General features: G+C 63.3%; 20 protein-coding genes. 9 read left to right on the top strand and 11 right to left on the bottom strand.

Annotated elements, in window-relative coordinates:
* Nucleotides 1-119: 119 nt before the first annotated feature.
* The gene (locus AC5ZG5_RS00370; RefSeq protein ID WP_456640671.1) at nt 120-1,028 is read left to right on the top strand and encodes a helix-turn-helix transcriptional regulator; all 909 of its coding nucleotides are present in this window, start codon (nt 120-122) and stop codon (nt 1,026-1,028) included.
* A 189-nt stretch (nt 1,029-1,217) separates the two neighbouring features.
* Here the strand turns inward: AC5ZG5_RS00370 and AC5ZG5_RS00365 are convergent, their stop codons facing one another.
* Nucleotides 1,218-2,003 (bottom strand): IclR family transcriptional regulator domain-containing protein, encoded by a 786-nt coding sequence (locus AC5ZG5_RS00365; protein WP_456640670.1) that lies wholly within the window; start codon nt 2,001-2,003, stop codon nt 1,218-1,220.
* Between the two features lie 119 nt (nt 2,004-2,122).
* On the opposite strand from AC5ZG5_RS00365, the gene AC5ZG5_RS00360 reads away from it, so the two are divergent.
* Both AC5ZG5_RS00360 and AC5ZG5_RS00355 read left to right on the top strand, forming a co-directional pair.
* On the top strand, nt 2,123-3,481 hold the full coding sequence (locus AC5ZG5_RS00360; RefSeq protein ID WP_456640669.1) for an aromatic ring-hydroxylating dioxygenase subunit alpha: 1,359 nt from the start codon (nt 2,123-2,125) through the stop codon (nt 3,479-3,481).
* Nucleotides 3,482-3,596: 115 nt separating this feature from the next.
* The gene (locus AC5ZG5_RS00355) at nt 3,597-5,033 is read left to right on the top strand and encodes a glutamine synthetase family protein (protein WP_456640668.1); all 1,437 of its coding nucleotides are present in this window, start codon (nt 3,597-3,599) and stop codon (nt 5,031-5,033) included.
* Nucleotides 5,034-5,354: 321 nt separating this feature from the next.
* On the opposite strand, the gene AC5ZG5_RS00350 is transcribed toward AC5ZG5_RS00355, so the two are convergent.
* Both AC5ZG5_RS00350 and AC5ZG5_RS00345 read right to left on the bottom strand, forming a co-directional pair.
* Nucleotides 5,355-6,836 carry a GH1 family beta-glucosidase gene (locus AC5ZG5_RS00350; protein ID WP_456640667.1) on the bottom strand — a complete coding sequence of 494 codons (1,482 nt, stop codon included), beginning with the start codon at nt 6,834-6,836 and terminating at the stop codon, nt 5,355-5,357.
* A 17-nt stretch (nt 6,837-6,853) separates the two neighbouring features.
* Nucleotides 6,854-8,536: a glycoside hydrolase family 17 protein gene (locus tag AC5ZG5_RS00345; RefSeq protein ID WP_456640666.1), complete on the bottom strand. Its 1,683-nt coding sequence runs from the start codon at nt 8,534-8,536 to the stop codon at nt 6,854-6,856.
* 289 nt (nt 8,537-8,825) lie between these two features.
* On the opposite strand from AC5ZG5_RS00345, the gene AC5ZG5_RS00340 reads away from it, so the two are divergent.
* The 3 genes from AC5ZG5_RS00340 to AC5ZG5_RS00330 all read left to right on the top strand — a co-directional run bounded on the left by AC5ZG5_RS00340 (nt 8,826) and on the right by AC5ZG5_RS00330 (nt 11,830).
* Nucleotides 8,826-9,305, top strand: a complete 480-nt coding sequence (locus tag AC5ZG5_RS00340) for a hypothetical protein (RefSeq protein ID WP_456640665.1) — start codon at nt 8,826-8,828, stop codon at nt 9,303-9,305.
* A gap of 960 nt (nt 9,306-10,265) precedes the next feature.
* Nucleotides 10,266-10,880, top strand: a complete 615-nt coding sequence (locus tag AC5ZG5_RS00335) for a TetR/AcrR family transcriptional regulator (RefSeq protein ID WP_456641004.1) — start codon at nt 10,266-10,268, stop codon at nt 10,878-10,880.
* Between the two features lie 89 nt (nt 10,881-10,969).
* Nucleotides 10,970-11,830: a DMT family transporter gene (locus AC5ZG5_RS00330; protein WP_456640664.1), complete on the top strand. Its 861-nt coding sequence runs from the start codon at nt 10,970-10,972 to the stop codon at nt 11,828-11,830.
* Nucleotides 11,831-11,946: 116 nt separating this feature from the next.
* On the opposite strand, the gene AC5ZG5_RS00325 is transcribed toward AC5ZG5_RS00330, so the two are convergent.
* From AC5ZG5_RS00325 to AC5ZG5_RS00290, 8 genes are all read right to left on the bottom strand, one after another.
* Nucleotides 11,947-12,477 (bottom strand): hypothetical protein, encoded by a 531-nt coding sequence (locus AC5ZG5_RS00325; RefSeq protein ID WP_456640663.1) that lies wholly within the window; start codon nt 12,475-12,477, stop codon nt 11,947-11,949.
* 497 nt (nt 12,478-12,974) lie between these two features.
* Nucleotides 12,975-13,688 carry an ABC transporter ATP-binding protein gene (locus AC5ZG5_RS00320; RefSeq protein WP_456640662.1) on the bottom strand — a complete coding sequence of 238 codons (714 nt, stop codon included), beginning with the start codon at nt 13,686-13,688 and terminating at the stop codon, nt 12,975-12,977.
* Complete coding sequence (locus AC5ZG5_RS00315; RefSeq protein WP_456640661.1) at nt 13,681-14,448, bottom strand: ABC transporter ATP-binding protein; 768 nt, start codon at nt 14,446-14,448, stop codon at nt 13,681-13,683. The genes AC5ZG5_RS00320 and AC5ZG5_RS00315 overlap by 8 nt, the downstream gene beginning before the upstream one ends.
* A complete protein-coding gene (locus tag AC5ZG5_RS00310; RefSeq protein WP_456640660.1) occupies nt 14,441-15,388 on the bottom strand; it encodes a branched-chain amino acid ABC transporter permease in 948 nt (315 codons plus the stop codon). Before AC5ZG5_RS00310 ends, AC5ZG5_RS00315 begins: the two co-directional genes overlap by 8 nt.
* Nucleotides 15,385-16,302: a branched-chain amino acid ABC transporter permease gene (locus AC5ZG5_RS00305; protein WP_028163427.1), complete on the bottom strand. Its 918-nt coding sequence runs from the start codon at nt 16,300-16,302 to the stop codon at nt 15,385-15,387. Before AC5ZG5_RS00305 ends, AC5ZG5_RS00310 begins: the two co-directional genes overlap by 4 nt.
* 224 nt (nt 16,303-16,526) lie before the next feature.
* On the bottom strand, nt 16,527-17,699 hold the full coding sequence (locus tag AC5ZG5_RS00300; protein WP_456640659.1) for an ABC transporter substrate-binding protein: 1,173 nt from the start codon (nt 17,697-17,699) through the stop codon (nt 16,527-16,529).
* 294 nt (nt 17,700-17,993) lie between these two features.
* Complete coding sequence (locus AC5ZG5_RS00295) at nt 17,994-18,881, bottom strand: sigma-70 family RNA polymerase sigma factor (RefSeq protein WP_456640658.1); 888 nt, start codon at nt 18,879-18,881, stop codon at nt 17,994-17,996.
* Nucleotides 18,882-18,890: 9 nt separating this feature from the next.
* Entirely contained in the window at nt 18,891-19,223 is a 333-nt protein-coding gene (locus AC5ZG5_RS00290) for a hypothetical protein (protein WP_456640657.1), read from the bottom strand.
* Between the two features lie 180 nt (nt 19,224-19,403).
* Between AC5ZG5_RS00290 and AC5ZG5_RS00285 the strand changes: the two genes are divergently transcribed.
* The 3 genes from AC5ZG5_RS00285 (at nt 19,404) to AC5ZG5_RS00275 (ending at nt 22,782) form a co-directional block, all read left to right on the top strand.
* Nucleotides 19,404-20,807, top strand: a complete 1,404-nt coding sequence (locus AC5ZG5_RS00285; RefSeq protein ID WP_456640656.1) for a DHA2 family efflux MFS transporter permease subunit — start codon at nt 19,404-19,406, stop codon at nt 20,805-20,807.
* A gap of 108 nt (nt 20,808-20,915) precedes the next feature.
* Nucleotides 20,916-22,190 (top strand): NAD(P)/FAD-dependent oxidoreductase, encoded by a 1,275-nt coding sequence (locus AC5ZG5_RS00280; protein WP_028163425.1) that lies wholly within the window; start codon nt 20,916-20,918, stop codon nt 22,188-22,190.
* 67 nt (nt 22,191-22,257) lie between these two features.
* A complete protein-coding gene (locus AC5ZG5_RS00275) occupies nt 22,258-22,782 on the top strand; it encodes a MarR family winged helix-turn-helix transcriptional regulator (RefSeq protein WP_456640655.1) in 525 nt (174 codons plus the stop codon).
* The last annotated feature ends 13 nt before the right edge of the window (nt 22,783-22,795 follow it).

Below are 22,795 nucleotides of genomic sequence, written 5' to 3'. Positions count from 1 at the left end.
CGCGCGCCACGACGTCTCTCCCCAGATTTTAAGAATTATAATTCATAGAAAGCCACTGGAGCGGCTTGCTGTCAATCCTCGTCGGCACTATCCTTCCTGCGACTCCTTTGCGGGGGGACATGACAGACCAAGGCGATCCTGAAACCGATTTCCTAGAACAGCTCGGCCGGCGCGTGCGCACGATGCGCGCGCTGCGCGGCATGTCGCGGAAAGTGCTCGCCAAGGTTTCGGGAATTTCGGAGCGCTATATCGCGCAGCTCGAAAGCGGCAAGGGCAATGTCTCGATCGTGCTGCTGCGCCGGGTGTCGCACGCGATGGGCGCGCATCTGCAAGACCTGATCCCTTCCGCTGAGCCGGCGCCGGACTGGGCCGTGATCCGCGACCTCCTGCGCAAGGCAACGCCGGAGCAGATCGCGCATGCCAAGGACATCCTCGCCGGCGGCAGCGCATCCACGCCGCGGCGGTCCTCATTCTCTGGCATCGCGCTGATCGGGCTGCGCGGCGCCGGCAAGTCCACGCTCGGCAGGATGCTGGCGAAACGAATCGGCTGGAGCTTTGTCGAGCTCAACAAGGAGGTCGAGCGCGAGAACGGCCTCTCCGTCGCCGAGATCATCGCGCTTTACGGCCAGGAAGGTTTCCGGCGCATGGAGCAGGCCGCGCTGAAGCAATTGCTCGCGCGGAACGAACTGATGGTGCTCGCCACCGGCGGCGGCATCGTCTCCGAGCCGTTGACCTTCGACCTGATCCTGTCGTCGTTCTACACGATCTGGCTGAAGGCCGAGCCGGAGGAACACATGGCGCGAGTGCGCCGGCAAGGTGATCTGCGGCCGATGGCCGACGATCGCTCGGCGATGGCCGAGCTGCGCAATATCCTGCTCAGCCGCGAGCCGCTTTATTCCCGTGCAACGGCCGTGGTCGATACGGCCGGCCTTTCCGTCGATGCCGCAGCCGCGCGGCTGATCGAAGCAGTGACGCCGGTGCTACAGAACAAGGCGCGCAGTTTTGGATTGCGCAGCGTGGCGATGTAGTTACGCCAACCACGCAACTCCCCGTCGTCCCGGGCTTGACCCGGGACCCATAACCACAGGCCTTTGTTGTATGCTCCGCTGCAACTGCTTGCTCGCGCCACAACCTCTCCCTGTGGTTATGGGTCCCCGCCTTCGCGGGGACGACAGTCGTAGAATGGAAAGAGCGAAGCGCAACCCGGGCTACACGCTTCAGAGCAACCTGCCTTTCACATCCTCCGCTCCCTCGCGCAGCAGCGGCAGGAAGCGTTCGATCAACTCTTCCGTCGGCACGCGGTCGACATGGGCGCCCATGTTGATGGCGGCAACAATAGTGTCGTCGTAGCGGCGCACCGGCACCGAAATCGAGCGGAAATGCGGCTCGGCTTCGCGGTCGACCAGTGAATAGCCCTTTTGCCGATCGGCGATGATGGCGGCGAGCAGCCGCTTCGGGTCGGTCACCGTCTGCGGCGTCAGCGCCTCGCGGCGCATCGCCTTCAACCGCATTGCCAGTTCTTCATCGCGGAGCCGGCCGAGCATGGCGCGGCCGACCGAGGTGCAGAAGGCCGGCAGGCGATAGCCGATATCGAGACCGCTGGAGAACATCCGCGCCGGGCTGCCGCGCGCGACGAACACCACCTCGTCGCCATCGAGCAAGGCCAGCGAACTGATCTCCTGCGCCGCGCTCGCGATACGATCGAGCACCGGCTGCAGCACCGCGATCACCTGGTTCGAGCGCAGGTACGATCCTGCGAGCGTCAGCACATGCGCCGTGAGCGTGAACAGCTTGCCATCGGTTGCGACGAACCCGCCGCGCTCCAGCGTGAACAGGATGCGCCGCGCGGTGGCGCGCGGCAGGTCGGCGGCACGCGCCAGATCGCTCAGCGTCGCAGGGCCGGTGATGGTGCCGAAGATCTGGAGCAGCCGCAGCCCACGGTCGAGGCTTTCGACGAAATCGGTGGCGCGCTCCTCGCGATCTTCACGCTTCAGCTTCGGCATAGGCCCGCCCCTGGCGGCGCGGATCAAAAATTGGGCTTGCCGCCGTATTGAGCCATGGCATAATTCGCCCATTCGTTCAATAGGCGAACAAATCCAAATACCCGGGAAGGAACGCCGCCATGATGAGCCAGGAGCAGAACGACCTGATCACCCGCACCGGGCCGAAGGATCCGTGCGGGAAATTGATGCGGATGTACTGGCAGCCGGCGGCGCTGGTGGACGAACTCGAGGGGCCGCGGCCGGTGCGTCCGGTCAGGCTGCTTGGCGAGAACCTCGTACTGTTTCGCGACGAGAACGGCCGCTACGGCCTGATCGACCGCCACTGCGCGCATCGCGGCGCCGATCTCGCCTTCGGGCGGCTCGAACATGGCGGGCTGCGCTGCGCCTTCCACGGCTGGCTGTTCGACGTCACCGGTCAATGCCTGGAGACGCCGGCCGAGCCGAAGAACTCGCAGCTCTGCAAAGGCATCCGGCAGCGCTCCTATCCCGTGGTCGAGAAGAGCGGCATCCTCTGGGCTTATCTCGGCGAAGGTACCCCGCCGGCCTTTCCGGAGATCGACTGCTTCGTGGCGCCCGGCAGCCACACCTTCGCCTTCAAGGGTCACATGAACTGCAACTGGCTGCAGGCGCTCGAAGTCGGCATCGATCCCTCGCACGCCTCCTACCTGCACCGCTTCTTCGAGGACGAGGACACCTCGACCGCATACGGCAAGCAGTTCCGCGGCGCGTCCGCGGGATCCGAGATGCCGATGACCAGGATCCTGCGCGAATATGACCGGCCCATCATCAATGTCGAGCACACCGAATATGGCCTGCGGCTGATCGCGCTGCGCGAACTGGATGAAGAGCGCACCCATGTGCGCGTGACCAACCAGCTCTTCCCGCACGGCTTCGTCATTCCGATGAGCACGGAGATGACGATCACGCAGTGGCATGTGCCTGTCGATGACGAGAACTGCTACTGGTACGCGATCTTCACCAGCTACACGGCGCCGGTCGACAAGAAGAAGATGCGCGACCAGCGGCTCGAGCTCTATGAGCTGCCTGACTACATCTCGCGCAAGAACAGGTCGAACGATTACGGCTTCGATCCGCACGAGCAGATGACGGCGACCTATACCGGCATGGGCAACGACATCAACGTCCACGACCAATGGGCGGTGGAATCGATGGGCCCGATCCAGGATCGCACCAAGGAGCATCTCGGCCGAAGCGACAAGGCGATCGTGCAGTATCGCCGACTGCTGCGCCAGGAGATCGAAAAGGTGTCCGGCGGCGAGAAGCCGATGCTGTTCCTGGACGAGGCGACGTCCCGCAGCATCCAGGGCCCCGCGACCATGGACGGCATTGGGCCGACCCAGGGTTGGGAGCTCTACTGGATGGAAGTCGACGTCAAGCGGCGCCGCGGCGCGCCGTGGGCCGCGCCGGTGCCGAGCGAGATCGCCGGCAAGGTGCGGCATCTCTCGGCGGCCGAGTGATGCTGCTTTCCCCGTCATTGCGAGCGAAGCGAAGCAATCCATCCATCCACACGCGCGGAGGCAATGGATTGCTTCGCTGCGCTCGCAATGACGATCAATGCAAAGGAACAGCGCGTTGAGCTTTGTCCAGCGTCACGGCCTGTGGTCGGATGAGCAGAAGGCGGCGGCGGCGCGCGTCCGCCGCATCGTCGAAGAGAAGAACCTCGAAGTTGTCAGGCTGTCGTTTCCGGACCAGCACGGCATCCTGCGCGGCAAGACGCTGATCGCAAGCGAAGCGGTGCGCGCGCTGGAAAACTGCTGCTCCATCACCACGACCATGCTGGCGAAGGACACTTCGCACAAGACGGTGTTTCCCGTATTCACCGCCGGCGGCGGCTTCGGCATGAAGGAGATGGAAGGCGCCGCCGACGTGTTGATGGTGGCCGACCCCACTACGTTCCGGATACTGCCATGGGCGCCCACGACGGGCTGGCTGCTCTGCGACATCTATTTCAATGACGGCCGGCCGGTGCCGTTCGCGACGCGCAATCTCTATCGCAGGGTGCTCGAGCAGCTCGGCGCGCGCGGCTATGACTTCGTTGCCGGCCTCGAGGTCGAATTCCACCTCTTCAAGCTCGACGACGCGCATATGGCGCCGGAGGATTCCGGTCAGCCGGGCCGGCCGCCCTCGGTGAGCCTGCTCTCGCACGGCTATCAATATCTGACCGAGCAGCGCTACGACCAGATGGAGCCGGCGCTGGAGATTATCCGCCGCGACGTCCTTGCGCTCGGCCTGCCGCTGCGCTCGGTCGAGGTCGAGTTCGGCCCGAGCCAGTGCGAGTTCACGTTCCAGCCGACCGCAGGCATCGAGCCCGCCGACACCATGGTGCTGTTCCGCGCCGCCGTGAAACAGATCGCGCGGCGGCATGGCTATCACGCGACCTTCATGTGCCGCCCGAAGCTGCCGAACGTGTTTGCGTCGGGCTGGCACCTGCATCAGTCGCTGGTGTCGCGCACAAGCGGCGAGAATGCACTCATGGCGAGGGAGCCCGACCAGGCCTTGAGCCCGTTCGGGTCCTGCTATCTCGCCGGGCTGTTGGAGCATGCCCGCGCCTCCACCGTGTTCACGACGCCGACCATCAACGGCTACAAGCGCTACCGCTCCTACTCATTGGCGCCGGATCGCGCGATCTGGGGTCGCGACAATCGCGGCGTCATGATCCGCGTGCTCGGCGGCGCGGGCGATCCCGCGACGCGGCTGGAGAACCGGATCGGGGAGCCGGCCGCCAATCCCTATCTCTACATGGCCTCGCAGATCCTGTCGGGGCTCGACGGCATCGACCGCAAGCTCGATCCGGGGCCATCGGCCGACACTCCGTACGAAACCAAGGCGGCGCTATTGCCAAAGAGCCTGCGTGAGGCGGTGTTCGCACTGAGCGACGATCCGTTCTTCCGTCAGGCGCTGGGCGCGGAGTTCGTCGATTACTACGTGCATATCAAGAACGCCGAGATCGAGCGCTTCCAGGCCGAAGTCTCCGACTGGGAGCATCGCGAATATTTCGAGATGTTCTGAGGGGACGGACGCCGCGAACAAGGACAGTAGACCTCACCAAATGACGGCGATATTCCTCACACGCGCGTGAATCGGTTTCGTGCATTGTCGCCCGACGAAATCCACTATGGCCGCAACGAAACCATTTTGCCAAGCCACGAAAATCTCCTGAAAGAATAAGGGGTCAACCTACCCCTCCATGATCAACAGCGGAGTTCGATCATGTTGGCATATTTCTTCAACATCATTTACCGCTTCGCCTGCCGCGCCAGCCTTGCGCAAATGGGACGGCACCATCTGGGCCGCTGACATCAAAGCATTTATGTGCGCCCGTCCGGCGTATCAGACCACGGCGTTTTGCTTGATGACCTCACGGTAGAATGAAGCGCTCAATTTCGGGGTACGGCGTTGCGTCTTGAAGTCGACGTGGTAGAGCCCGAACCTTTTCTGATAGCCATCCGCCCATTCAAAATTATCGATCAGGCTCCAGTGGAAGTACCCGGCCACGGGCACTCCCTGTGACGTCGCGCGCTGGAGCTGCTGCAAATAGTTGCGCAGATACATCACCCGATCGAGGTCGTAGACGTTGCCGTCCGCTGCAGGTTGGTCCGACGACGACGTCCCGTTCTCGGTGATATAGATCGACCGCACGCCCCACAGCTTTGCCGCGTGACGCGGCGCCCAGTACATCGCCTCGGGGCCGAACCGGAGCCAATCCGCATCCATGTGCGGGAACGATGCGGGAAACGGCGCCAAGGCGAAGCCGCGTTCGTTGTCGGCCGCCAGCACGTAATGGTCGGGCTTGTAGATGTTCAGCCCCAAGAAATCGATCGGCGACGAGATGATGCGGAGATCTTCGGTCGTGTATTTTGGGGCGTCCTTTCCGGCCTGAGCCAGAAAGCCGTCGATGTACTGCCCTTCGAGCATCACGGTCAGATAGCCGCCGTTGAGTTCACGTGTCGCGATTTCTGCGGCGCGCACATGCGCGGGAGTGTCGATCGCCGGTATGCAGACGACCAGGTTCTCCGCGGGCCCGACCTTCGTCCCCGGCCGCCCACGCACGCGGATCGCCTGCACCGACAGGCCATGTCCGAGCGCAACGTTGTGACGGACCTGATTCAACTCGGCTTGCGGCAGTTTCAAACCAGGGGCGTCGATCCCAAGGCCGTGGCCGAGATGAACGAGCCTCGAACATTCGTTGATGGTGAAGATGTGGCTGACGCGATCGGTCAGGCGCTCGGCGACATAGGCCGCGTAATCCGCAAAGGCCTTCGCGGTGTCGCGCGACATCCAGCCGCCGAAGCGGTCCTGCAATGCCTGGGGCAGATCCCAATGATAGAGCGTGGCGAACGGCTCGATGCCGTTCGCCAGGAGTTCGTCAATCAGCCGGTCGTAGAAGTCGAGGCCCTTCGGATTTGGCGTGCCTGCCCCCTCCGGGAAGACGCGCGGCCACGCGATCGAGAAACGATACGCCGTGGCTCCCAGCGCCTTCATCAACTGGACGTCGTCGCGGTACAGGCGATAGTGATCATCGGCGACATCGGCATTGCTGTGATCGATGATGGTCCCGGGCGTGTGAGCAAAGCCGTCCCAGATCGCCGGCCCGCGGCCGTCTTCGTTGACGGCTCCTTCGATCTGATAGGCCGAAGTCGCCGTGCCCCATCGGAAATCGGCCGGAAAGCCGGCCAGCGAATTTTCACCGGCGGCTCTGACCTCCTGCGGCTTGCCGGCATCGGCCGGATAGGCCGGCGCGGCCGACAATCCGAGCGCTGCCGCTCCGGCGAGCGTTGCGAAATGACGCCGTGAAAGTCCATCCAGCGACATCGATATACTCCAGAAATTCACCGCCCGCGCGACGACCACAGCGCGGCGCCAAGCAGAACAAACGCGGCCGCGGTCCATAGCGACTGCCAGTTTTGAATGCCTTCATTCAGCAGGATGAAGACCGCGGCCGCCGCGAACAGGCCAGCGAATACCGACTCGGATGTTGCGCGCACCTCCGGCTTTCGACGGTTCAGTAGCGCCACCACCAGGATCGGCACCGCCGCCATGGTCAAGCTGGCAAATGGGAAGTCGCGCGACCGCGGGTCGAACATGAAGCCCAGTGCGCTTTCCGCTGCGACCATGGCCGTGAGGAGGAGCACAGCGCCGTGAAGCAGTGCCGGCAGGGATCGTGTTCGCATCTCGCGCGGTCCGATCAATTCCGCAATCGCCGGGAGCGCGCGGCCCGACATCAAGGCGTTCATGCACAGGAGCGGCAGAACCGTTGCTGCGATCAAGAACGAGCCTTGCCGCATCAACCCGGCAAGGCCGTAGCTTTCGTGGAGCGCATTCTCGACGCTGATACCGAGCAGGATTCCGCCGACGGTGGCGGATGCCGCCACCGCAAGCCACCGCGACAATGCCGTTGGCGCAGCCGAGCGCAGGCGCGCCAACAACGCCGTGACGAACATGGCGATGCTGAAAGCCAGGCCAGCGCCGAGCTGCAGCTTCCAGAACGGATAGTTGCTGACGGCAGCTCCGGGTGAATATTTCAGCCGGCGGCTTTCTCCATCGAGCCAGCCCCAATGAGCGCCCACCGTCCCTTCCCACTGGCGCTTCCATGGCTCGTCATACGCTTCGAACAAATTGATACGAACGTTCTCCCGACTGGCCTTGTCGAGCAGCTCGAAGGTGAAGCGCGCCTGATTGATGCGCGATGGCAGCGCACCGTCGCGCATGCGTCCTCGGCTCGGCCAGCCGGCCTCGCCGATGAAGATCTCCTTTCCGGGAAATGCCAGCGCGACCTTGTTGCGCGCGTCGAGCACATGCTGGGGCGCTTCCTCGGCGCGGGGCGGAACGTCTTCCCAATAGGGCAGGACGTGGATCGTCACGAAATCGACGTCATGGCCGAGTTCCGGGTAGCGCAGCCAGAAGTCCCAGGTGTCGGCGTAGCTCACGGGAACGCTGACGCGAACTTTGGCGGAGCGGATGGCCTCGCGAAGGCCCGCCTCGGGCAGTTCACCACGGAGCAGCACCTCGTTGCCGACGATGACTGCGGTGACGACGTCGGTAAATTGGTTGGCCAGCGACACCGCGGTTTCAATGAGGCTGGCATTCTTCAGACGATCGCGTCCGATCCAGACGCCGAGGATCACCTTCAGCCCGACCTTTGACGCGAGCTCGGGCACCTTGTCCAGGCCGTTCTCCACCGAGTAGATGCGGATGCAGGTGCTGATCTTGGCAAGATCGGCGATATCTTCCGCGATCTGGTCCGGGCTGATGACGGCGGAGGAATTCCACGGCGTCTGGTGGCCGCGAAATGGCGCATAGGAAACACAATCCAGTTTCTTCGCGAGATCGACGGGCGCGTGTCCCAATGGGACCGGCATCGCCAGCCAGCACCAAACCGCGACAATGATGCACATGGACAGTAGGAACAGCCATAGCGGCGCGGCAACCCTAAGCGGCGATCTTATGGCGGCGCCACCGGGCAACCGGCTCGCACGATTGGGGCTTGATCCGGCGGGAACATCGAGCTGCATCAGTTAAGCGCTCCGGGCTGCGTCCGAACCGACGATCGCAGGGGAGCGCGAGGAACCATCCAGTTCGCTGAAGAAAGCGATTGAAGACATCGTTTCAAATGCTTTAGCCTGGCCCGGTCAAGCCAAAGCTAAATCCCCAAATTCGCCGCACGCAACTACGGCAGACCCCATCCGTAGATTTACGGAAGAAGTATAGCAGTGTCTTTCATGTGCCTACAAACGCAGGAATGGCAATGGGCAGGCTACGCGCGTTCTTGAAGGCCCTGGCGATTGCGCGGGGAAGCTATTGATGCGGCGACGCGAGTTCATTGCAGGCGCGGCGGCGCTGGTGGCCTGTATGCAACTTTCGAGGCGGACTGGTCTACTGACGCCGGCCTCTGGCGAGGTACTGCCCCCCGGCAATCCGCTGCCTACCGGCTTCTACAATTTTACCGGCTCCAACCTCCCCAATTGGCAGAAAGCATCGGTGGCGCAGCAGCGCGGAGACGCCAATGCGATCATCGGCTGTCTCGGCGATTCAACGGTCGCCGGCCAGGGTGCCGCCAGCAACGAACTCGCGTCCAACGCCAAGAGCAAGTCGTGGCCAACGCAATTGGCAAGACTGACTCCGAACGGAAGCTGGTCAAGCGTATGGGGTGACAACAACGTCAGCGCCGCCACCGGCGACCTTCATGCCTTCGATGCGCGGCTTCATCCCGGTTGGCCGATCAGCAATATGAGGGCTCAAGTCGCTGGCGCTTGCAATGACGAGCGGAGAGTTCTGATTTGAATGTCAAACAGCAATTCCGTAGGATGGGCAGAGCGCAGCGAAACCCATCAGCTTCGGCGACGGCGGCACGAATGATGGGTTTCGCTGCGCTCTACCTATCCTACGTTTGATTTCAAACAGCAGTGAGGATGCGAGTCCGCATTCTCGCGGCGTTTTGCGCCCGAGCTTTGCGTCTCGTTTCACCCTCCTCGATATCAGAGGGCGCAGGGAAAGCCGGGTGCCGGTTGCACCCGTGGGTCCCGTGCAACAAAAAAGCACGGGGGTAGGACCACAGGTCAACCGAAGCATTCCGGCTTTCCCTGCGCGATGGTGTTACGGTTTCCTTCGTGCTCTCCTTGGTGACCGGGCTTTCTTGCCACCATCACCCGCGGGCAGCTCTTGCTGCTCGCGAGCTTAGCGCCAGCGTCGGGGCGCCAGAACCACACGACTTCGCCGTCCACGGATAGTTGCGTTCGTCTATCGCAACACCCGCGTCCACCGCATCTCACCGCAACGTTCGTGACGATCGCGACCCGCCCCTCATCCGCCGTGAGACGCGCGGAGTTAAATCACTGATTTGCCCGACGACGGAAGCGGAATGTTTTTCCTGCGAGGGCTGGACAGACTTTTGGTGATTTGCCCGTCGAGGCTGGGCAAGTATTCGCCGCGGGCGCGTCCTCGTAGAACGTCCTTTCTTTGCGCGACGCGCATGGCAATGAGGATGGAATTTTCTATGTGCAATCGCCCGCAACGGCGAATGCATTTCTGCGCCGTTCAAGGCTGATTGAATATTTGCCCAGCCTCGTCGGGTTGATTTGTCGCACCCGTTGCATCCACGTCGTCATTGCGAGCGGAGCGAAGCAATCCATAGCGCCGCCCGTGGAGACGTGGATTGCTTCGCTTCGCTCGCAATGACGCAGGGCCGTCATCCCCCAAAGCGGCCACTTGCGATTTAAAGACCAATTGGTCTATATATTGGCAATGAGCCACCAAACCCCAGCACAGTTGCCCCGTGGCCGCCCCCGAAGTTTCGACATGGAAGCTGCTGTCGAACGCGCGATGGGTGTGTTCTGGTCGCGCGGCTATCACGCCACGGCGCTCCCTGACCTTCTTCGTGCGACAAAGCTCTCGCGTGGCAGCCTTTACGCGGCTTTCGGTGACAAGCACTCGCTCTTCTTGCGCTCGCTTGATCGCTACATTGCCGATGCTCTGACAAGGATGGATATCGAACTCGACCCCCGCAGAGAGCCGGTCGACGGCCTGCGGGCCTACCTTGCCGGCTACGTTGACCGCACCAGCGGTGCCAATGGTCGGCGCGGATGCCTGCTGGTGGCCGCAGCCATGGAGCTGGCTGGCCAGGATACTGAAGTTGGTCGTCGCATCGCGAGCTTTTTCAAAGCCATGGAGGCCAGGGTGGCGGATGCGCTTTCTCGCGCGAAGGCGGCGGGCAAGTTGGCCGATGGTGTTGAGCCTTCAAGTGCCGCCCGAATTCTCGTCTGTTTCGTTGAGGGGCTGCGAGTGGTCGGCAAAACGGCACCGACTCGGATCACATCGCAAGCCACCGTTGACGCTCTTCTCGACCGCTTCATCAAGTAAACAACCCTTCGTCAGGTAATCGCCCCTTGGACGCCTCCGCTATTGGCGCAGCGATATCTAGACTGATCGGTCTTGAAAGGAAGATGCCCATGTCTGCCATCCAGATCGTCTGCGCGGTGGTCGTTCCGTTGCTCTGGGGTTATCAGTTCGTGGCCATCAAGGTGGGCGTCACGGAGTTTCCGCCTCTCTTCTTCCTCGCACTGCGCTTCCTGGCCATCGCGCTGCTGCTGGTTCCGTTCGTCAAGAGGCCCACGCGGCAACAGCTCGGCCCGATCGCAGCTATTTCGATTTTCTTTGGTGGACTGAACTTCGGACTCTTCTATGTTGGCCTTGGGCTCGGCTCGGGAAGCATGTCGGCCGTCGCATATCAGCTCGCCACGCCCTTTACTGTGCTGTTAGCCTGGCCGTTACTGGCGGAGAGGCCGTCTCTCACCACGTCCGCCGGAGTGGTGCTTGCATTCGTCGGCGTGGTCGTGTTGGCAGCGGAGCCTGGCCTGTCGGCAAATGCGCGTCCGCTGCTGCTTGTGGTCGGATCAGCCTTCGCATTCGCGGTGTCCAACGTCTTGACGAAACGCTACGGCCCTTTTGATCCCCTGGCGTTGATGGGGTGGTCGTCCCTGCTCACGGTGCCGCAGGTCATGTTGATGTCGCTGCTCCTTGAGTATGGACAACTGGCGAGCCTTGTCACAGCGGATCACCGTGGTTGGCTGGCACTCGCCTACACAATTTTCATCGGAGGAATTGTTGGGTTTGGCCTTTGGTTCTGGCTGATCGCCCGCTGCTCCATGGGCCGCGTCGCACCCTTCGGTCTGCTGCTTCCGGTGTTCGCCTTGATTTCGAGCGTGTTATTCCTTGGCGACCGCATGACTCCAAAGTTGATTGTCGGTGGGCTGCTCGCGATCTCCGGCGTCGCTATCACACAATTAAGACCGAGCGCTCGACCGATTTGAACCCGGAAGTCGCGTCGTGGCGACTTCCGGGTTTGTGAAGGGTTTCGGATGCCGGTCGCATGATTGACGGCGCGGCATATTCGGCGGCCGGCGTCCGAAACCCTTCAAAGGCGACCTTAAACTCGCAACCAGCGAGAGGCTGATCGCGGCTTAGCAGAGTCCTGGTGGGACTTAGCACAAGCGGCACGCCCCCCAGGATGCGCAGCAACCCGCGCAACCACCAACCCCCCAGCCACCATACCCCCAGCCACCGAACCCGATGTCGTCATCGAACCCGATGTCGTCATAGAACCCGACGCTGAACCCGCAGCCGCCGCAACCGCAACCACGGAAGCCAAGGCAACCACGGAAGCCACCGCAACCTCGGACGCCAACAAACCTGGCACCACCGCAACCTCGGCCGCCAACAAATCCGCCACCACCGCAACCTCGGATGCCAACAAACCCGCCACCACCGCAACCTCGACCGCCAGCAAATCCGCCACCACCGCAACCTCCGCCGCCGACAAATCCGGCACCACCGCAACCTCGGCCGCCGCCAAACCCGCCACCACCGCAACCTCGGCCGCCGCCGCAACCACCGCCACCATGACCGCACCCGCAACCGCCGCAGCCGCCGCCGCGCGCCAGCTGCACGCCGCGACCAAAGTTTTCTCTATCGAACAGATGGAACGTGGCCAGACTGACGTCGGCCATTTCCTCCTCGCCGAGAAAGAAGCGCTGATTTGGCGAGGTATTGTGAGGCTGCGGGACACCGGCAGCGGGCATCGTGGATGCGGATGCACTACCCGCCAGCGAAAGACCCAGTCCGACGGCACCTAGCACCTTCACGGTGGCGGCTTTGGTTGCGCGTTTCTGCTTCGAAGCCTGCTTGACCCTTGGCATGGTCGCACCCTCCGTAAGTTCTTGTGAAACGCTCCGGAAGAGTGCGCTCGGCGAAACCGGCGCGCAAGGGTTAGTTGTGCCATAACATGCGAAACATCTCATCGAGTTCCGTGCCGATTCTGGCCTCTTGCGTCATTTACTGCCGCGCAGCAATTGCGTCGCTTTGGGTGCGAAGCGGACAGCGACTTCAGTGGGTGGCACAAGCGGCGTAGGCGACGGAGCCCTTCTTCGAGCCGGGATCGCGGCACCAAGCCTTACCTCAAATCCCGAGATACCGGTGCTGCAAATCGGGCTCGGCGACCAGTTGCTCCGACGTGCCGCTCCACACGGTCCGACCGCGCTCGATGATGTAATGGCGGTCGGCGATGCGGGCGAGGTTTCCGACGTTCTTGTCGATCACCAGCACGGACTGGCCGCGTCCTTTCAGCATCGACAGGCAGCTCCAGATCTCGTCGCGGATCAAGGGGGCGAGGCCTTCGGTGGCCTCGTCCAGGATCAGGAGTTTCGGATTGGTCATCAGTGCGCGGCCGATGGCGAGCATCTGCTGCTCGCCGCCGGAGAGCGTGACGCCCATGTTGCTGCCGCGCTCGGCGAGCCGCGGGAACAGCGCGTGGATCTTCTCCAGCGTCCAGGGATCCGAGCTGCGCAGACGATTGCCTGAGGCCGCGACCAGGTTTTCGCGCACGGTCAGGTTCGGGAAGATCTGCCGGCCCTCCGGCACCAGGCCGATGCCGAGTTTCGCAATCTTGTAGGAGGGCAGGCCACGCACCTGTTGCCCGGCGAAGCGGATCGCGCCTGATCGCGCCGGGGTCAATCCCATGATGGAGCGGATCGTGGTGGTCTTGCCCATGCCGTTGCGGCCCATCAGCGCGACCATCTCGCCGCTCTTGATCGACAGCGACAGGCCGAACAGCACCTGGCTGAGGCCGTAGCAGGTCTCGATCCCCTCGATTTCAAGTAACGTGTCAGCCATGACGGGTCACCGCATGCTGCTCGCCGAGATAGGCCCGCTTCACCTCTTCATGCCGGCGGATCGCATCCGGCGTATCGCAGGCGATAACGCGGCCATAGACCAGGACCGTGATGCGGTCGGCGAGTGCGAACACCGCTTCCATGTCGTGCTCGACCAGCACGATGGTGAATTCCTTGCGCAGCTCCTTCAGCAGCCCGACCATCCGCGCGGACTCGGTGACGCCGAGGCCTGCCATCGGCTCATCCAGCAGTAGGAGCTGCGGCTTGGTTGCGAGCGCCACCGCGAGTTCGAGCTCACGCTGCTCGCCATGGCTGAGCTCGGAGACCAGGACATCGGCGCGCGATCCGAGGCCGACGCGTTCCAGCGCCGCACGCGCGGTATCGCGCAGGTGCTTCTCCTTGCGCGCATTGCCCCAGAAGCGGAAGGAGTGGCCGTCATGCGCCTGCGCCGCGAGCGCGACATTGTCGATCGCGGTGAAATCCTTGAGCAGCGAGGTGATCTGGAACGAGCGCGCCAGCCCGAGCCGGCTGCGCCGATAGGACGGCAGCCGCGTGACGTCGCGACCGGCAAAATGGATGCTGCCGGAATTCGGCATCAATTGCCCGGTCAACTGGCTGATCAGCGTGGTCTTGCCGGCGCCGTTGGGGCCGATGATCGCGTGCAACTCGCCGCGCGGCACCTCGAGCGACAGATTGTCGGTGGCGAGGATGCCGCCGAAACGGCGCACCAGATTGTCGACGCGAAGCAGGGGATCAGCCACGACGCACCCTCCCGAGCAGGCCCATGATGCCACCACGCGCGAACAGCACGATCAAGACCAATAGCGGGCCCATGATCAGCGCCCAATATTCGGTGAATTGCGACAGCAATTCTTCCAGCACGAGGAAGACGATCGCGCCGATCAACGGGCCGAACAGCCAGCCCATGCCGCCGAGGATCACCATCACCATGAGTTCGCCGGAGCGGGTCCAGTACATCACGGCCGGGCTGACGAAATCCGTATTGTTGGCGAGCAGTGCGCCGGCAAGGCCACAGATCGTGCCCGCGATGACGAAGCAGGTCAGCCGGTAGCGATAGGCCGGAAAGCCGATCGCCTGCATGCGCTGCTCGTTGGAGCGCACGCCCTGCACCACCAGGCCGAACCGCGAATTGACGATGCGCCAGATCAGGTAGATGCCGCCGAACAAGCAGGCGAGGCAGAGATAGTAGAACTGCGTGCGGTCCGAGAGGTTGATCAGCCCGTCGAAGGTGCTGCGCTTGTAGATGGTCAGGCCGTCGTCACCGCCATAGCGCGACAGCGCGGAGGCGACGTAATAGGCCATCTGCGCGAAGGCGAGCGTGATCATGATGAAATAGACGCCGCGGGTGCGCAGGGAGAGCGAGCCGATCACCAGCGCAAACAAAGCGGAGACGGCGAGCGCCACAGGCCACTGGATGAAGCCGGAGCCGATGCCTTCGGCGGCCAGGATGCCGACGGCATAGCCGCCGATGCCGAGATAGGCGGCGTGGCCGAAACTCATCATGCCGCCGTAACCCATCATCAGGTTCAGGCTCGAAGCCGCCAGCGCAAAGATGATGATGCGCGTGAACAGCGTCAGGATGAAGATGTTGCCTGTAACAGCCGAATAGACCGGCAGCAGGACAAGCGCGGCGCAAACCACCGCCACAACGGCGTTGCTGGCGTTGAGCTTGAACTTCATCGCTTGGCGGCCGGAAACAGCCCCTCCGGCCGCACGACCAGCACGATCGCCATCAACAAATAGATCAGCATCGAAGACAAAGCGGGTGCGGCGGTCGAGGCAGCGGCGCCGCTCAGCACCTTGCGCAGGAGATCCGGCAGGAAGGCGCGGCCGAGCGTGTCGATCAGGCCGACGAAGATCGCGGCGAGGAAGGCGCCGCGGATCGAGCCGATGCCGCCGATCACGATGATGACGAAGGCGAGGATCAGGATGTTCTCGCCCATGCCGATCTGCACGGTCAGGATCGGCGCCTGCATCAAGCCGGCAAGGCCCGCGAGCGCGGCGCCAAGGCCGAACACCAGCGTGAACAGCAGCTTGATGTTGATGCCGAGCGCACCGGCCATCTCGCGGTTGGAGGCGCCGGCGCGGATCAGCATGCCGATGCGGGTGCGCATCACCACGAGATAGAGCAGCGCGGCGACCAGCAGCGCGACAATGATGATCGAGAGCCGGTAGGCCGGGTAGTACACGCCGGGCAGAAGCTGGACCGGGGTGGTCAGCCATGTCGGCAGCGGCAGCGCGAGGCCGGCCGGCCCCCAGATCAGCCGCACCATGTCATTGAAGAACAGGATCAGGCCGAAGGTCGCCAGCACCTGGTCGAGATGGTCGCGGCCATAGAGATGCCTGAGCGCCACGAATTCGAGGGCGATGCCGAGCAGAAGCGTGGCGGCCAGCGCGAGGATCGCGCCAAGCACGAAGCTGCCGGTCCAGCCGACAAAGGTCGCGGCGAAATAGGCGCCCATCATGTAGAGCGAACCATGCGCCAGGTTCACGAAATCCATGATGCCGAACACCAGCGTGAGCCCGGCCGCCAGCAGGAACAAGAGCAGGCCGAACTGCAATCCGTTCAGAAGTTGTTCGATCAGAAGGAACATCGGGAGCTTAAGTCAGCCTCACAAACAAAACAGCGGCAGCGCGCATGCGCCGCCGCCTTCTCCCTCGCCCCGCCCTTGCGGGGTCGAGACGAGCGAAAGCTCGCTCTGAGAGCGCCGGGGTGAGGGGCTGCCTCCACGAACACCGCGCTCGCGGAGAGGCCCCCTCACCCGGATCGCAAGAGCGATCCGACCTCTCCCGGCAAGCTGGGCGAGGTGATTTACCTTCACTTCATCGGACACTTGTCGTGAAAGCGGTCCTGGTCGTTCTCGACGATGGTTGCGACCGTCTTCAGCGATAGCTGACCGTCCGCGTCCTTGACCACGTCCTGCAGGTAGAAATTCTGGATCGGGATGTGGTTGTTGCCGTATTTGAACGGGCCACGCAGCGACTTGAAGTTCGCCTTCTCCATCTCCGCCTTCATCGCGTCCTTTTTGGTCAGGTCGCCCTTCACTGCGACCACCGCGCTGTTGATGAGCTGGGCGGCGTCATAGGCCTGCGCGCCGTAATAGGTTGGGCGCAGGTTCGCGTATTTCTTGCGGTAATCGGCGACGAAACGCTTGTTCTCTTCATTCGGCAAATCGTTCACCCATTCCTGGGCCCCGGGAATGCCGAGCGCGTTCTCCTTTTGCAGCGGCAACGACAATTCGTCGATGGTGAAGGCGGTGTAGAGCGGGATCTGCTGCTTGATGCCAGCCTGCACATACTGGTTGAGGAACTGCACGCCGGCCGCGCCCGGATAGAACACGAAGATCGACTCGGCCTTCGAGTTGCGCGCCTTGGTCAGCTCGGCGGAGAAATCGAGCTGGCTCGGCCACACCGTATATTCTTCGCCGACCACCTCGCCCTTGAAGGTGCTCTTGACGCCCGCGAGCATGTCCTTGCCGGCGGCATAGTTCGGCCCGATCAGGAACACCGATTTCACGCCCTTTTGGTTCATGTAGAGGCCCATGGCGGCGGGCGTCTGGTCGTTCTGCCAGGAGGTCGAGAAGATGTAAGGGGAGCAGAGCTCGCCGGCGAGCTGCGACGGACCGGCATTGGCCGAGATCAGGAAGGTCTTGCTGTCGACGGCGGTCTTCAGCGAAGCCAGCAGCACGTTCGACCAGATGTAGCCGACGATGAAATCGACCTTGTCGGACTGCACCAGTTTCTCCGTCTTCTGCTTGCCGATATCGGGCTTCTGCTGGTCGTCCTCGTAGATCACCTCGACCGGCTTGCCGTCCATCTTGCGGCCGAGATGGTCGAGCGCCAGCTCGAACGAGTTCCGCATATCGTTGCCGATGACGGCGGTCGGACCGCTGAAAGTCGAGACAAAGCCGATCTTGATGGTGTCAGCCGCCAATGCGGGCTGCGCCAGCGCCAGCGCGGTGACGCCCGCCAGCCAAAATGACGTTTTCATGTTCACTCCCCTCCTCCTCAACCATTCCAACCGACCCGCCAGGCGGGTGAACCGTCCGGCAGCGTTGTCCGTGCCCCCGTCACTCCCTTTTTAGGTGACGTGTTTTGTGCGCGGAATCCTGACCGGGCAGCAAGCGCGAACCGAAGGCGGCGTTTAGAACCTTCGGCGCATGCTTACGCCTGATCTGCACCATAATTCGTAAAATGCGAGGCTGGCAAGAATTATAGTGCCGGTTGCGCGGGCAACCATTGTCGCAGTTTTGCAGCTGTTGCCGGCCGCCTTTGCGGCGCTCCACTACACGAGATATTCCGCGTCCTCGATGACGTAGGACGTGTGGCGGAAATCCCGGATGCTCGCGACCCTGTCGGCCTGCCAGTCCAGCAGCACGAAATATTTCGGCCGCGTCGCGGCGGGCGCCGTGGGGTCGAACACCAGAATCGCGGGACGGCCTTCCACAAGCCCCGGCACCAGATGCCAGTCGCTGGCCTTGGCATAATTGCCGAAATAGCGCGAAACTTCGGCCTTGCCATTGAGCCGGGTCCTGCTGACGAGATCAAGCTTGATGTCGTCGGCGATCATGGTGCGGATGGCGTCGAAATCGCGGGCGTTGAAATGGGTGACATAGGCGGAAAGACGGGCCCGGTCGGCGTCCGTCAGCTTCGGCCGCGGCGCGTCGTCGCCTTCTTGCGCGAGCTCGCGCAGCCGGGACCGGCCACGATGCAAGGTGGCCTTTGCCGCGACCAGGCTCAGGTCCATGATCTCGCAGACTTCCGCCAGCGAATAGCCGAGCACGTCCATCAGGATCACGCTGCTGCGCTGCGCCACCGGCAAGCTCATGAAGGTGCGCAGGCTGGCGGCTGCGATCTCGCGGCGGGCGATGTCGTCGAACTCGTCGGCCATCATATCGACCTCCTCCGCCGATCGGAGCGCGTCCTGCCGATGGCGGCGGCGCAGGAAATCGAGCGCGGCGTTGTGCGCTATCCTGAACAGCCAGCCTTGCGGGTTTTGAACCTCGCCGACGGAAGGAAACGCTTCCACCGCCTTGATCAGCGCATCCTGCAACACGTCCTCGCCGTCGATCACCGAACCGACCATGCGGGAGCAATAGCGGTGCAGCCGGGGCCGCAGCACGACCAGGAGATTGTCGAGACCGGCCGCCGAGGCATCGGACACTGGCGCCATCCTCCCTGCTCAGGACTCATTCCCTATCTGGTCCGGATCATGCTCCAGCATACGGTAGTTCCCGACCACCCTGGCGCTGCGAACCAGCGGCGGCTCGGCGCAGCGGTCGCGAATGCCGCTCTGGAACGCCTTGAACGCGGCCAGTTGCGGCAACGGGCTGGAGCCGTCGTCGGATGCGGTCTCCACGACATGGATGAACGTGTCGTCCTCCAGCCGCAGCGTTAGATAACGCACCCCATCGGGCTTTGCCGCCTTCAGTTCCGCAAACACCGCCGCAACCAGTTCGGCGTTCGTATCGGCCATTTCGGGCTTCGTTTTGTACCTGATCAGCCTGGTCGTCATCGTCCTCTCCCTGGTTCGCGCCGCGATGCGGAGGCTATCGCGCACCCCAAGGACGTTTGACGACGGCCAAAGGATACGATCCCAGGAAGAATTTTTCCGGCCGCATCCTTTGCCCCTCCCGGCTCGTCTTGCCCGCGGAACACGCCGCCACGGGGCAGCGCGACACATGGAGGACAGACAATGAATGACCCCACCAATCGGGCCGAACAACGCTGGGTGCTCGGCATCACCTCACTGGCATCCTTTATGATGGCGCTCGACGCCCTGGTCATCACGACCGGATTTGCGACCATCCGCGCCGACTTCGGCAGCCCGGTCGAGACGCTGCAGTGGACAGTCAACGCCTTCAATCTCACCTTCGGGGTACTGCTGCTTACCGGGGCCGCGCTCGGCGACCGTTTTGGACGGCGGCGGATGTTTGCAAGTGGAATCGCCGTTTTTGTGCTGGCATCCGCCGCCTGCGCTCTGTCGAACGGACCCGTATCACTGATCGCCGCCCGCGCGCTGCAAGGTGCCGGCGCCGCCCTTGTCATGCCGCCTGCAATGGCAATACTCGGCAGCACGTTCGCTCGTGAGGAGCGCGCCCGCGCGCTCGGCATCTTCGCCAGCATCACCGGCTGCGCGCTGATCATTGGGCCCACGATCGGCGGCTTCATCACCGAAAGTTTCGGATGGCGTTGGATCTTCTGGATCAACCTGCCGATCGGTGCGATCGCCATCGCGCTGGCGCTGACGCGGCTGCGCGAAAGCTTCGGTCCGGCCGCAGCGCTTGACATCCCGGGCTTGCTGCTGGTCGCCATTGCCGCATTTGCGCTGGTCTGGGCGCTGTTGCGCGGCAATGCGATCGGTTGGACGAGCCCCGAGGTGGCGGGCACGCTTATCGCCGGCGTTTTGTTCTCGGTCGCTTTCGTGCTGTGGGAATCGCGCGCGGCTGCACCGATGGTGCCGATGCGGCTATTCACGTCGAAATCGTTCGCCGCGGGCATATGCGCGAGCTTCCTGTTCTACGCCGCTATGTACGGGGTGCTGTTCCTGCTGCCGCAATTCCTACAGATCGGGCTCGGCTTCAGCCCGTTCGGCACCGGGCTGCGGCTATTGCCATGGACAGCAACATTGTTCGTGACGGCACCGGTTGCGGGCGCGATGGTCAGCCAATTCGGTGAACGGCCGCTGGTGGTAGCGGGATTGCTGATGCAAGCGATCGGTCTTGGCTGGATCGCCATGGTTACGGCGCCCGGCCTCCCTTATTCCGCCCTCGTTGCTCCGCTGGTGCTGGCCGGCGTCGGAGTATCGATGTCGATGCCGGCCGCCCAGAACGCGATCCTTGGCTCAGTGGCGGTGCCCGAGATTGGCAAGGCGTCGGGTATCTTCAACATGGGCCGCTTTCTCGGCGGCATGTTCGGCATCGCCGCAATGGTCACGACCTTTTCCGCTGCGGGCGCGGCCGACAGCGCTGTGCACTTCAACAAGGGGTTTGCAGCGGCGATGATGTCGGCGGCAGCGCTCTCGCTGGCCGGCGCATTGGTTGGCCTGATGCTTCCAGCGCAGTCGCCGATCACGGCCACGGCACCACGGAAGGCCTAAGCCATACGTTTTTCGCTATCGTGCGATTAGAAAGAAGCGCCTTGGAACGCCTGGGTGGATGAATACATAATAGGAGGGAAGACACCGAGAATCCTGGGGCCATATTCGATGACGACGCCGCCGAAAGATCCGCATCACGTGGTGATTGTCGGCGCCGGATTTGGCGGCCTGGAGGCGACCTTTGGGCTCGCCGGTGCGCCGGTGAAGATTACCTTGATCGATCGCCGCAACCATCATCTGTTCCAGCCGCTGCTCTACCAGGTCGCAACCGCTTCGCTGGCGACCTCCGAAATCGCCTGGCCGATCCGCTACCTCCTGCGCGACCGCCGCGAGGTGACGACGCTGTTCGCCAACGTCAACAGCATCGACACCGAAGGCAAGCGTGTCGTGCTCGATGATGGCGACAGCGTCCCCTACGACACGCTGATCCTGGCGACCGGCGCACGCCACGACTATTTCGGCCACGACGAATGGGAGCCGTTCGCACCGGGCCTGAAAACGCTCGAGGATGCCACCACGCTGCGGCGCCGCATCCTCGTTGCCTTCGAGCGCGCCGAGCGCGAGACCGATCCGGCGCGGCGCGCGGCGCTACTCACCTTCGTCATCGTCGGCGCCGGACCGACCGGCGTCGAAATGGCCGGCACCATCGCCGATCTCGCACGCGATACGCTGGCGCCCGACTTCCGCAACATCGACACCCACAAGACCCGCGTCGTGCTGATCGAGGCGGGCTCGCGGGTGCTCGCGGGCTTTCCCGACGATCTCTCGACTTATGCGCAGCGCTCGCTGGAAAAGCTCGGCGTCGAGGTCATGCTGGGCGCGCCGGTCACCGAATGCGATGCCGACGGCGTGGTTTATGGCGGCAAGAGGCTGGAGGCGCGGACCATCATCTGGGCCGCCGGCGTGCGCGCCTCGCGGGCCGCCGAATGGCTGAACGCCCCCGCCGACCGCGCCTACCGGCTGCAGGTCAATCCCGACCTCACCGTCCCCGGCCATCCCGACATCTTTGCGATCGGCGACACCATCACGATCGCCGGCCCCGACGGCAAGCCGGTGCCCGGCATCGCGCCGGCGGCGAAGCAGGAAGGGCGTTATGTCGCATCGCTGATCAGGGCGCGGCTCGAGGGCCGCACGCTGCCGCCATTCCGCTACAAGCACCAGGGCAGCCTCGCCCAGATCGGCAAGCGGCTCGCCGTGATCGATTTCGGCTGGCTCAAGCTGCGCGGCGCCATCGCCTGGTGGATCTGGGGCATCGCCCACATCTACTTTCTGATCGGTATCCGACACCGCCTCAGCGTCGCGCTGAGCTGGCTCTGGATTCACGCCCGCGACCAGCGCGCGGCCCGGCTGATCACGCAAGGCAGCAGCAAGGTGGCGCGATAACTTTAACGAAAAAGAACCGCTGGAACGTCCTTATTGCGGGCAGCGACCCCGCAGCGATGATTGAAATATGAGCACTCAAACCTCCCCCAGGAAGCCGCGCCGGCCGAGAGCTGCGCAAGCTGCTTCTGTCAATTCCGGCCCGACACTCGACCTCGATCGCTACGTGCCGGGCTTCGTCACCTTCATTGCCAACAAGCTCTCGAACAGCGCCACCACGCTCTACCAGCGTCATTTCGGCGTCAACGTCACCGAGTGGCGGATCATGTCGCAGCTCGCGATCGAGCCGGGCATCCCGGCCTCCCGCATCTGCCACATCATCGGCTTCGACAAGGGACCAGTGAGCCGGACGCTGGCGCTGTTGCAAAAGCGCGGGCTGGTCGCGATCCGCGCCAACCCGCATGACGGCCGCAGCCATTCGATCGCGCTGACGGCCAGAGGCCGCGCGATCCATGACAAGGTTATCGTCGCCGCGCTCGATCGCGAGCGTCGGCTGTTGTCCTGCCTGCGCAAGGACGAGCGGGAGGTGTTGATCGATCTGTTGCGGCGGCTGCACAACAATCTCGGCGCCGTCACCGGCCGGACCGGCTCCTGACTCCAGGCCCGGT

The organism is Bradyrhizobium sp. Ses1 (genome assembly GCF_059512365.1).
Note: the sequence above shows the minus strand (reverse complement) of the source record. Positions and strands in the feature narration are given on the sequence as shown.

Excerpts from the sequence above, each read along its gene's own strand:
- AC5ZG5_RS00345 (WP_456640666.1), bottom strand. The coding sequence starts at position 8,536 with ATGCAGCTCGATGTTCCCGCCGGATCAAGCCCCAATCGTGCGAGCCGG.
- AC5ZG5_RS00330 (WP_456640664.1), top strand. The coding sequence starts at position 10,970 with ATGTCTGCCATCCAGATCGTCTGCGCGGTGGTCGTTCCGTTGCTCTGG.
- AC5ZG5_RS00350 (WP_456640667.1), bottom strand. The coding sequence starts at position 6,836 with ATGTCGCTGGATGGACTTTCACGGCGTCATTTCGCAACGCTCGCCGGA.
- AC5ZG5_RS00285 (WP_456640656.1), top strand. The coding sequence starts at position 19,404 with ATGAATGACCCCACCAATCGGGCCGAACAACGCTGGGTGCTCGGCATC.
- AC5ZG5_RS00320 (WP_456640662.1), bottom strand. The coding sequence starts at position 13,688 with ATGGCTGACACGTTACTTGAAATCGAGGGGATCGAGACCTGCTACGGC.
- AC5ZG5_RS00310 (WP_456640660.1), bottom strand. The coding sequence starts at position 15,388 with ATGAAGTTCAAGCTCAACGCCAGCAACGCCGTTGTGGCGGTGGTTTGC.
- AC5ZG5_RS00280 (WP_028163425.1), top strand. The coding sequence starts at position 20,916 with ATGACGACGCCGCCGAAAGATCCGCATCACGTGGTGATTGTCGGCGCC.
- AC5ZG5_RS00360 (WP_456640669.1), top strand. The coding sequence starts at position 2,123 with ATGATGAGCCAGGAGCAGAACGACCTGATCACCCGCACCGGGCCGAAG.
- AC5ZG5_RS00305 (WP_028163427.1), bottom strand. The coding sequence starts at position 16,302 with ATGTTCCTTCTGATCGAACAACTTCTGAACGGATTGCAGTTCGGCCTG.
- AC5ZG5_RS00335 (WP_456641004.1), top strand. The coding sequence starts at position 10,266 with ATGAGCCACCAAACCCCAGCACAGTTGCCCCGTGGCCGCCCCCGAAGT.
- AC5ZG5_RS00295 (WP_456640658.1), bottom strand. The coding sequence starts at position 18,881 with ATGGCGCCAGTGTCCGATGCCTCGGCGGCCGGTCTCGACAATCTCCTG.
- AC5ZG5_RS00365 (WP_456640670.1), bottom strand. The coding sequence starts at position 2,003 with ATGCCGAAGCTGAAGCGTGAAGATCGCGAGGAGCGCGCCACCGATTTC.
- AC5ZG5_RS00290 (WP_456640657.1), bottom strand. The coding sequence starts at position 19,223 with ATGACGACCAGGCTGATCAGGTACAAAACGAAGCCCGAAATGGCCGAT.
- AC5ZG5_RS00340 (WP_456640665.1), top strand. The coding sequence starts at position 8,826 with ATGCGGCGACGCGAGTTCATTGCAGGCGCGGCGGCGCTGGTGGCCTGT.
- AC5ZG5_RS00300 (WP_456640659.1), bottom strand. The coding sequence starts at position 17,699 with ATGAAAACGTCATTTTGGCTGGCGGGCGTCACCGCGCTGGCGCTGGCG.
- AC5ZG5_RS00275 (WP_456640655.1), top strand. The coding sequence starts at position 22,258 with ATGAGCACTCAAACCTCCCCCAGGAAGCCGCGCCGGCCGAGAGCTGCG.
- AC5ZG5_RS00370 (WP_456640671.1), top strand. The coding sequence starts at position 120 with ATGACAGACCAAGGCGATCCTGAAACCGATTTCCTAGAACAGCTCGGC.